Below are 10,447 nucleotides of genomic sequence, written 5' to 3' on the forward strand. Positions count from 1 at the left end.
TTTATATATGGTTCAATATCATTCGTAACAGCATCTGGGAACAAATTCTTGCTAATAAACCCAGAAGGATCATTTGCCATATCCCAGATGTTTTCAGTTGCATCTCCATTAAGTATACGGTCAGCCTTATTAACATGTGTTATAATGGCACGCTTTGATGGACTAACAATAGATTCAGGAGCAAGCTCATTTACCCAAGCATCTTCATCTTTGGTTGCATATTTTAAACCTTTTGCATATCCAGAAAGTTGAGATTTGGTCAACCATCCTAAATCCCCACTTCCTAATTTACTTCCCGTACTAATATGATAAGGTTTTGTAGCCCAAGATGCATTGTTTATTTTTGTGACATATACCTGTTTACCTTGATATTTTGAACCAGTAGGAGATTTACCATCAGAAGAGTAGTAATATTTACCACTCTTAAATGTTACCTTATCACCGACTTGAATTTTTCCATCACCTTGAGTACCTTTTGACTTTGGTGTTGTTGTAGTTGGTGTCGTTGATTTAGCTGGCTGACTTACTGGTTTACTTGCCTCAGTTTGTTTCTTTATAGCTTCTGCTTTTGCTTTGGCTTCGGCATCAGCTTTGGCAATCAATGAGTCCGTATATGCTTTAATACCAAGAATAGCATTCAATGTAGATGTATTCTGTGTTAAGAATTGCTCACCATATTTTGAGATAACGGCGAAAGCTCCACCCTCATTTGTCCAAATTGCATTCATTGAATCTGTGAGAGTATAACCTACATTTGCGCACTCTTGCATAATGGTATCACCAATAGTAGAAGAGTTAGCATTGATTGTGTCAATCATATCAGAGATAAGTGCATCAACGTCATCTAATCGCTGGTTCAGAATCATTTCATATTCAGTATATAAATCATCCAACATTTTCTTTTGGTCAGAAATATATTGGTCATATTCTGTTTCTTGAAGTTCTTCCATTGCTTTTGACAAGTCAACTTCAATTTTTTGGATAGTTGCTCTTGTTTCTTCGGATGTATCGCCGGAATAAGCCGATAACTGTTTCTGCAAAGATGCGATTTCAGAAGTTTGATCTTTAACCTTTTTCTGATAATCATATAAATCTTTAGCACTATCCAAAGAGTCCGTATATGTGTCGATTAATTCTTTCAGAGCATCAAGTTGTGCATTTATTCCGTCCTCGACTAAATCAGAAATAGCTTGTTTCTCGTCCTCTGCAGCGAGAATAGATTCTCTTTGAAGTGAAAGTAATTCTTCACGGCGTTTAAGCAAATCCGTATTAAACGGATCATTCGCAATCGCTTCATTGAGTGCTGAAATTTCCTCGGCGTACTGGTCAGCTTGTGCCATGTAAACGTTATAATTCGTCCATGTAATCCCATTGTAGATAATCCGGCATCTGTCATATAACCTTTTTCATCAAACAATTTTGAACCGCCCAGCAAATCAATAAGAAATCCGGCTTCGTCTGTGATGCCAGAAATGCGTTCTTCCATATAATCAAAGAATTCCCATTCCAGTTCTCTCATAGATTTTTCGTATTCTTTGAGACTTAATTCAGCCTCTTGAATAGCTTCCTTTACGCCGTTTATGCTTTGCTGCATATCGTACCATGCAGCAGAACCCTCGGCGATTTCCCCAGAATTCATAGCCTCAGAATAAGCGTCTGTGAGCGATTTAAGCTCGTTTTTCAAAATGCCTATACTTTCTGTTTCGGCTTTCTGAAGTGCCTGATAATAGACTGTAGAGCCTTTGTAGCCTTCTGTTTCCAGCATATCAAGCCCCGTTTTATAAGTGTTTGTCAAATGCTCCATGAGGGCAAGATCACCCTGGTATTTGTCAGCCACATTATCAAACTTATCTTTGTAAAGACTTGCAAGCTCTTCGTGCAATTCGGCTATTGCATCTTTTGCATCAATCGCAGCCTCATAATATTTCTGGAAATCCTTGATCTTATCGGCAAGATCTTCGTCTTTTATCGTGGAAAACTCAATAGAGCCATTTTTTACTTTATTCTGCCATTCCGCTGATAATCCCACAGCATTAGCCTGTTTCAGATACTGACTATATGCTTGACTCTGTAAATCAATCTGCTGAGTCAGCATAGACATTTCATCGGTCAATGCAAGATTCTTAGTTTTCAGCGATTTATAGACGCTCTGAGCTTTAATCTTCAGTCGGTCAATAGCTTCGGTTATACGATTAAGCGCGATTTCCACAAAATCAAAAGTTTCCTCGAAATCCTTTGTATTCTTATCGTTTGATTTATTGTAATTCTTTTTTGACGTTCCACCAGAAGAACTTTTTGACTTAACCGGCGCATTGTACGCACTTGATTTTTGCGCTTGTGATACCTTAATTCCACCAGTAACGGCAGCAGTACCCCACGCAAGAGCCGTGGCACGTCCAGCAACATAACCATTTTCTAACAGTGCCTTTGATTGCTTGTGATTGAATACAATGGCATTTTTCGGGATATTTACAAATTCAGCCCCGGAATCTCCCACCGTGTACCACATGCCTGTACGGGGGTCAACTACTATTTCTTGACCTAACTCGCCTACAAGAGTTTCCCCGCCTGGAGCTGTTCCCCAATTACCGCCCACTCTTGCAGTACCACCGGCATGAGCAGTACCATTAAGGCTATGACCACCGCCGGAATTTGTCCAATTGATTGTTCCCGTGGCGGTAAATTTGGTTTTGACTAAGGTTGTGTCATTGTACCACTTGACTGTACCATTGGCAGCTTTTCTGGCAGCAGAATAAGCGTCAACGGCAGCGGTATCGTTATCCCATGTAACTTTACCTTTGGCATCGTGTTCTTCACTCTGGAAGCCAATAATAGCCTTATCATCAATGCCAACATCTACTAACATTTGACAGGTCAAATTAGAAATTGACTGTTGAATATTGTCAACAGATGAAGTATCAACATTAAGAACTGTTGTTACGCTCTGATCCAATCCTTGTATCTTTTGCGTTACTGAGTCCAGATTTGCTTGTGCTTGACTTGTATCAAGTCCAAGAGCCTGAGTCTTTTCAAGCTGTTCTTTCGCTGTTTGGAATTCCTGGAATAGTGCAATAGCTTCACCTATTTTACCTTCAACTAAAGAGGTATCTACTTGCATAACTTCCGGCTGACTAAGCATCTGTTTTTGTGTAATACAGTAGGAAATAACCTGATTTGCGTATTGCGCCTCTGAAGAATCAACCGCAACACTTGCTTTCACGCCTTGCATCTCGGCGATCGTTGCATCTAATGCACTTATCTTTTCTTCACTGGTTGCAAGGTCAGAAACATCCATCTGGATTTTCAGATCTTTGAATTGGTCAATACTTCTCAGTTTTTCCGCTGCTTCAGTTGCAGAAACGCCCAAATCACCAATTGTTTTGTTGGCTTCATCTGCCCATTCAAATTTAGCTCCAAACTCTTCCATCTCGCCGAACATAGCTTGAACCAGTGGAAGAGACAGCCCCAGACCATCGGCGAAATCTTGCATAGTCTTTTGACCGGCGATTTTGTATTCACCGGCTGACTCGTCAAGTGTCATAAGCCCGGCATCAATGGCTTTCTGGCAGAATTCATCAATGTTTAATCCGTTTTTATTTCCGTCTGAATCCTTTGTAAACAAATCAGAAATACTCTGCATATAGCTGTTGACTGCTGCCGTATCCTCATGATCTACGCTTTCCGGCACAATAAAATCAACTGCTGCCTGATAATCTTCATTTCCGATCCTTCCATAACTATCAGATTCACTATTATTCAGCGTATCATTGATTTTTTGAATTGCTTTAAGCGAACTGTCAAACATATCACCAGATTGTGCTGCATTCTGAGCATTTAACCAATTCTGATATGCACTTGTAGCTTCTGTGATAGAAGCATTCATGATATCATAGCTGTTGATTGTGTCCAAAAGCGTATCATTTTCCGCTAAATAAGCATCAATCTGAGCCTGTACACTTGCTTCATTCTCGTTCGTAGCATATGTATTATCACGGATTTTTGCCCGTAACTTCTCAATTTCCCCGGCATTTGCAAGATATTGAGCCTCTGCATATGCCTTATTTGTATCATTAACGGCAATCTGTTCTTCACTTTTCGTCTTGACAATCTCATTGACCTTATCAACATTAAGTTGCATAGATCCATTGACATATTCCAATGCACTCCGATAATCTTGTAACTCTTCAGAATTCCAATCGGCTAATGATATAGATTGCCCCGTGCTTTGACCATTAAGCACATCTTGTACACTCTTGATTGAGTCCACAACATCTTGTGCTTTTTCCGACATTTGAGCTAATGAGCTTGTGGCGTTGGCTGCTGCATTTGCAATCTGTTCCGCTGCATTTTCCGCATTTGCTCCGATTTCAGTAAAATCAATCGTGTCGGCAAAATCCTCTTGCATCATGCCAGACAAAACATCTTTATATTCTTGTGTAGCATCAATATTTCCAAGAATGGAATCATGCATCTTGTTGTATTCTTCAACGGTCGTTGGAATACCATTTTTCGCTTCGTAAGTATATTTCAGTTCGTCATATTTCGCCTGAACATAAGCCTCAACATCGTCTTTCAGATTATTTATGATTTTGGTCGAATCGTCATAAATGTCATTATTTGTAAGATTCTGATCGGCTAATTGATTTTGCAGATTTATTAATTGATAATAGTAATCAACTACAGCATCCATGTTAGATGTATCGGCATCCCAATTTAAAGGCTCAAGTTCATCGCCGTATGTTCCCAGATCAATATAATCTTTCATAAGGCTTTCGAGAACCTTTTTTGCCTCCATGAACTCTTCAACGGCGGTTCTGCCCGATAAATCTATTGTAACCTTTGAGCCTGACCAACCGTAAGTATCTGACTGTAAAAGTTTTTCGGCAGCATCACGCTCTTTTGTAGCGTCAATTTTCGCTTGTTTGAGCTGTTCTTTTTCTACTTCCTGGAGCTTTTCCAAATAAGTTTGTGCTGATCCCGTGGCTGTATCAAATGCCCCGGCTTTACCGCCAAGAGCTTCACTTGCACTTTCAACAGCTTCTTTAAATTTGCTTTCTTCCTCGGCTGTAAGGCTTGTTTTATTTGCATACTGCGAGGCTAATACATAAGCGTCCTCAAATGCATCGGCGTTATCAACGGCAGCTTGTGCCTGTTCAAGTTGTTCTTCCCTTGTCTTGCGTAACTCTTGTTGATAATTCTGATATGCCTGAACCGCCAGACCAATAACGGCGGTCGCAGCTCCTACGGCTGTAGCCACACCAGATGGAGTTTTTAAGAAGTTTTTAAGATCAGTACCAGCCATAGAGGCAGCAGCACCAAAATTAGAAAGACTCTTTTCACTCTCAGCCAAAGAAGAAATGAGAGTGCCGAAATAGCTCCTATTTTTGAACAACGAGAACAACGTCATTCCAGCCCCGATTGTTCCAACACTTCCGAACGTTTTAGTTAATTTCTCCAATAAACCAATAACATTGGTGAGAAAATCAACCGCTGATTTTGCAGACTTAGTATCAATAAACGTTGCCCAAAATGATTCAACGGCAGCAGACAGCTCTTCCAGATGTCCAGTCATTGACTCGGCATATTTCTCTTGATTTTTCAGGGTCGGGGAATCTTCAAGACTTGTGGCATTTTCGACACGTTCTTCGTATAAATCCCAATTCTTTAATAAACTGTTAAGAATATTTCTCTGTCTTGTACCGGCTAACTCATATGATAAATTAGATTGTTGTGTATCACTTAAAGTATCCCATTTACCGGCTAAATCACCCAGAATATCATCAAGCTCACGAAATTCACCACTTGAACTACGAACTTCAATTCCTACTGACCGCAAACTTGTTTCTGCTTTTGAGATATCACTTGTAAGTGTGCCAGATGTTTCCGAAGCCTTTGTAATCCTTGTAAAGATTGTTTTTAAAGCATTACCAACTTGTGAACCGCTGTTTCCAGTCTGCTCAATGATTGTACCAAGCATAGAGGAATACTCAGCAAGACTTAATCCGGCATCTGCTGCCACACTACCAGACGCAGAAATACCGGCGGTAATCTGTTCAATTCCACCGGCGAAATCATATGCCATTGATTGCGAAACACTTTGAATGGTGTCGGAAATCATTAATAAGTCATCTTGAGTAAGATTAAACTGATTTATGATAGACTGCAGTGTTTTTGCGGATTTTTCGCCCGTCATGCCGGTGACATTTGCCAACATGGTAGCAGTTTGTGTCTTTGTCATGATGCTTTCAATGGTTTCATTTGCATTTGCATACAAAGTTGATGCTTCTAATACAGTTTTTGCCGATGTATGTAAATCTTGAGCCATTTGGATTGCTTGAGAACTAAAACTCTTTAACTGGTCAGTGCTGACATCCATTGTATAACTAATGTTTGTCATTGCATCGTCAAGCTGATTTACAAAGTTAAAGCCATTTTTAAGCTCCTGTAAGCCATTTGCTACCAGACGATAAGCAGAAAAGTATTTCGTAACCGCACCCACTACATTATTTAAGCCATGTACATTGACATTATTCAGATTTTTATTTGTCTGGGCAATGCTGTTATTAAGACTTGTAAATTGCTTATTAACATTTGAATTAGACAGTGATTGAGAGAGATTTTTGCTAAAAGATGATCCGGCAGTTTTTCCGGCTTTCGCCATCTCTGTTTCGAGATTTTTTGTCATAGAATTAACATCGGCGGTATCAAACTGTAGTTTGTACTTTTTGCCGGTAAAGGCATTAAGTTGTGCTTCTGCCTTTGACATGTCAAGTTCAGCTATGACATGAGCTATAAAATCTGACATAAAATCACCCCTTTTTCATCAAAGAAAAAAGAGCCTACAATTTAGGCTCTCTCTTCTCCGTCTTTATTATCTTTCTGTTTCCAATATTCTTCTACAATTGTGCCCTCATCAAGTGGCTTCTGCTCTTTCAGCGCATCCAATACTTTTTTAATATCTTCCGGGTTTACATTTTTATCAATCTCATTGACTTTTTTAATTATTGCTTCAAGAGCTGATTCAAATTTGTTTTCATGAGACATTTTCTCAAGTTTAAAATTAATAACCTTTTCAGCGTCTTTTACCGCACCACCAAAAGAAAAATAATCATTATCTTTCAATGCCTCGGCAAATTCACCCCCTACAAGCTCCATGCACTTGTCAATATACTCAAAAGCCCCGATTTCATCGAAATTTAATTTCTTTGCTTCTTCATTTTTCGTAACTGCCATGCAGTAAATTCTTAAAATATTCCCTTTTCCAAATTCTGGGATATAATTTCCATTTTCATCAAAATTTCCACTTACAATTGATTTAACTGTTGCTGCATATGTTCTATAATCTAAATTCATTTTTTATTTCTCCTTTTTCGTTCAAAATTAAAAAGTGGGCGAAATTCAGCGATTCCACCCACTATAAAAAAAGTAATTTTATTTAATTAAAAATGCCATCTTGCACCAGCAGGCTCTTTATCATAATATTTAATCTGTCTTAAATCTGGTTCTAATGGCGGTAAAAACTCTTCGATTTTTTCAGCAAGCATATTTTCTTTCCATCTATTCATACTGTCAAAATCAATTTCATCCCATTTGAAACGCATCGTTTGTGCTTCTGCTTTTGTAGCAATCAACTTATCAAGCATTTTTTGATATGATTCTTTATTTTTACAAGCAAACAGTTGTTTAATAGCGTCATCTGTAAGCATTATTTGCTCTTTATCAATATTCAAAAGTGCTTTTCTCGCTTCTGGATCTACAATTCTTAAAAGCGCATGGTTGCGGTCTGAATCAAATCCAATAAAATAAGTATTTCTTCTCTTTATATGAGCTTCAATTTCACCAAATGTCATTTTCATATAGCTTTTTTCATATGGTGCTATTTTATATGGGGGCGATTTTGGATCTAAAATAGGACTAATGATTAGCTGCCATGCAGCGACATTTTCAAGCTCAATAAAATCATTTACTTTAAATTCTTTCATTTTCATTTTCTCCTTTTTCAACTTTTCCACATTGATTTATTGCATAATCCGAGGAAACCATTTTAGCCAAGTCATCAGCCGGTAAACCTCCATCACGATCAAGATCCCTTATTGTACTTGTATCAATATTCATTTGCATATATTTATCCATTATTTCATTCTCCTTTATTCAAAAACATCCATTAAATCTCCAACACTTGTGGAAATCTCACCTTCAAAAACGCCATCAAAATCATCATTTTCTGGCTTTTCATCACCGTTCATCACGCCTATTGTAGCGAGGAAAATATCGTCAAACTCGTTATCATTGGCTGTATTTGACTCATGATTTCCGAAAACGTTATCAAATTCATTTTCCGGCGATTTGCCTTTATCAAACTCTAACAACATAGCTGTTGCATCTGCCGGGCGAATTGATACGATACAATAGCCTGTATAGTCATAAACCATAGGAATACGCCCTTTTTCTTTGTAACCATCTCTATAGATGATTTCACCGCCATTTTCTTTTGTTCCGGCAAACTCTATGCTACCAAATATTCTGTTTCCTTTGGCTAATTCGCTATCAATCCAATCACAAAAATTTGGATATCTGTTTTCATTGATGTAACCAATTCCACATAAGCATCTATGTATAGCTCCGTCAATCTCTATATCTTCTATAGACCAATCTTCAAATGTACCCACCTGTACAGAATCTTCAAATACCGGCAAATCGCCCCGATAGCCAGTCAATCCATGACCATAAGGCACATCTTTGTCATCGTCCAAAAACTCCGCACACAAAGGCATACCTTTGACTGTATCGGCATTATCTCTTGTATACTGTTCAAGATATGTAATTCCATTTTCGTTATATAAATCTTCGCTTGCATATATTTCATGCAATACAATTTTTAATTTCCGTCTGCCAGAAATATCCTGGCAAATTTCAAGTATTTTGTTTAATTGATCCATTTTTATTTATTTCCTCCAATTACGATTTTTCCTTTGCTCACCGGCAAAGAAATTCGTTGCAGTTTTTCTTTTATAAACTTGCTTGCCCTAAAGCGCACAAAACAAGTAGGCGGCACGTACTCAGGCTTGCCCGTATCTTTATTAGCCCTGGCAAATCCACCTTTGACATATACGCTCCAACTACCCAGACCCGGCAGCTTTAGACCATTGCCCTTTATTATTGCGTCCTGGGCAATTTCAATCATATAATTAACGCACAATAAACACTTTGTATAAGGCCAGCCGGATCTTTTTGACAGCTCCTTCGTAAATTCTTTTTTTGTCATCATGCCACCCCTAAGATTGCTCTTTCTTCTCTCATATTAGCCTCTAGGCGTTCGTGTAATGCCTTTAAATGGCTTTTTCCATCCTTACCCGATGTTTTTCCCACATCCTCGAAAATCTCTCGTCTACGGGCGTATACACGCTCTAAACAGGCATTTTCTGCTTTTCCTATATTTTCCATTACATCTCCACCTCTATGTTTATGTCCCCGACAATCACACCCATATCCTCAAGCGTATTGAGAACGAAATGCATATTGTTGGCAGTATCGCAAATCATACCACGCACTTTTACGCACTTAATGTAAGTAACTCCTTTTAATAAATCCTTCAGCTTATCTTTACTGCCGGATTTAATGCCAAGCGATAAATCAAGTACAAGTTCATTCAACTCGCTCTTTCTATGTGATTTTCTGGATTCTGTTAATTTTTCGTATTCATTTGTTTCTTTGACTTGTTTTGGTGATAAGCCATATTCATTTCTATCCTTTGTTTTATTTTCCATTTTTATTTTCTCCTTTTTCAAATTTCCATTTCCTTTTGCATCTTAACTACGCTTACAAGCGCATCTTTGTATTTATCGTTAATTGCATCCAGACACTCATTTGCCCGTTCTTTTAAGCGATTAACAGCGGTTCTTACGCCCAACAAATAAATGAATCTACTTACCTTATCAATTCGCTTTTCATTTTCGTTTTCGATTGCTTTTATGAGCATTTTCCGGCTTTTTTCCAGCAAATTCGGATCATCCAAATTAAATCCGAAATCTGCCAGCAATCGAATAAACTCCGCATTTTCCTCTTTGTTATCACGAGTCGGCATATCTGCCAGCAAGTGTAATTCTGTGTAAGCATCGTTAAAGGCGATTTCTGCCCCGATTGCTTTCCAATATCGCATTAACAAATAAAATTGCTCATTGTCCTGTTTATTTACTATTTCCTCAAATTTTTTCCAATCATTGCTTTTCATGTTTTCTCCTTTTCCGGGCTAAAGCCCCAACCAAAAGAAAAAGTAAAAGTATAGAGTGGCGGTAATGGCAGATTTGTAGGATTTGGATTTTTTGCCATCACATACACTTATATTCTTTTTTTCTTTGGTTGCTGATTCTGTATGAGGGCAACGCCCGAATACAAAAAAACATTTGCTCAGTGCCGGAAAAATCTATGGTGGCAAAAAGCAAATGTT

Annotated in this window: 9 protein-coding genes; all 9 read right to left on the reverse strand. The window is 38.3% G+C overall.

The window, feature by feature from the left end:
- Nucleotides 1-1,174 precede the first annotated feature (1,174 nt).
- Entirely contained in the window at nt 1,175-6,805 is a 5,631-nt protein-coding gene (locus tag ACQRBH_RS14575; RefSeq protein WP_427762267.1) for a phage tail tape measure protein, read from the reverse strand.
- A 41-nt stretch (nt 6,806-6,846) separates the two neighbouring features.
- Entirely contained in the window at nt 6,847-7,353 is a 507-nt protein-coding gene (locus ACQRBH_RS14580; protein WP_427762269.1) for a hypothetical protein, read from the reverse strand.
- A gap of 86 nt (nt 7,354-7,439) precedes the next feature.
- Nucleotides 7,440-7,982, reverse strand: a complete 543-nt coding sequence (locus ACQRBH_RS14585; protein WP_427762271.1) for a hypothetical protein — start codon at nt 7,980-7,982, stop codon at nt 7,440-7,442.
- Nucleotides 7,969-8,133 carry a hypothetical protein gene (locus tag ACQRBH_RS14590; protein WP_427762272.1) on the reverse strand — a complete coding sequence of 55 codons (165 nt, stop codon included), beginning with the start codon at nt 8,131-8,133 and terminating at the stop codon, nt 7,969-7,971. Before ACQRBH_RS14590 ends, ACQRBH_RS14585 begins: the two co-directional genes overlap by 14 nt.
- A 14-nt stretch (nt 8,134-8,147) precedes the next feature.
- Nucleotides 8,148-8,939 carry a hypothetical protein gene (locus ACQRBH_RS14595; RefSeq protein WP_427762273.1) on the reverse strand — a complete coding sequence of 264 codons (792 nt, stop codon included), beginning with the start codon at nt 8,937-8,939 and terminating at the stop codon, nt 8,148-8,150.
- Nucleotides 8,940-8,941: 2 nt separating this feature from the next.
- The gene (locus ACQRBH_RS14600; RefSeq protein WP_427762274.1) at nt 8,942-9,265 is read right to left on the reverse strand and encodes an HU family DNA-binding protein; all 324 of its coding nucleotides are present in this window, start codon (nt 9,263-9,265) and stop codon (nt 8,942-8,944) included.
- Complete coding sequence (locus ACQRBH_RS14605; RefSeq protein WP_427762275.1) at nt 9,265-9,444, reverse strand: hypothetical protein; 180 nt, start codon at nt 9,442-9,444, stop codon at nt 9,265-9,267. The genes ACQRBH_RS14600 and ACQRBH_RS14605 overlap by 1 nt, the downstream gene beginning before the upstream one ends.
- Nucleotides 9,444-9,767 (reverse strand): hypothetical protein, encoded by a 324-nt coding sequence (locus ACQRBH_RS14610; RefSeq protein ID WP_427762277.1) that lies wholly within the window; start codon nt 9,765-9,767, stop codon nt 9,444-9,446. The genes ACQRBH_RS14605 and ACQRBH_RS14610 overlap by 1 nt, the downstream gene beginning before the upstream one ends.
- A 17-nt stretch (nt 9,768-9,784) precedes the next feature.
- Nucleotides 9,785-10,231 (reverse strand): hypothetical protein, encoded by a 447-nt coding sequence (locus ACQRBH_RS14615; RefSeq protein WP_427762279.1) that lies wholly within the window; start codon nt 10,229-10,231, stop codon nt 9,785-9,787.
- Nucleotides 10,232-10,447 lie beyond the last annotated feature (216 nt).

This window comes from Bariatricus sp. SGI.161, from assembly GCF_050313695.1.
Taxonomy (GTDB): domain Bacteria; phylum Bacillota; class Clostridia; order Lachnospirales; family Lachnospiraceae; genus JAFBIX01.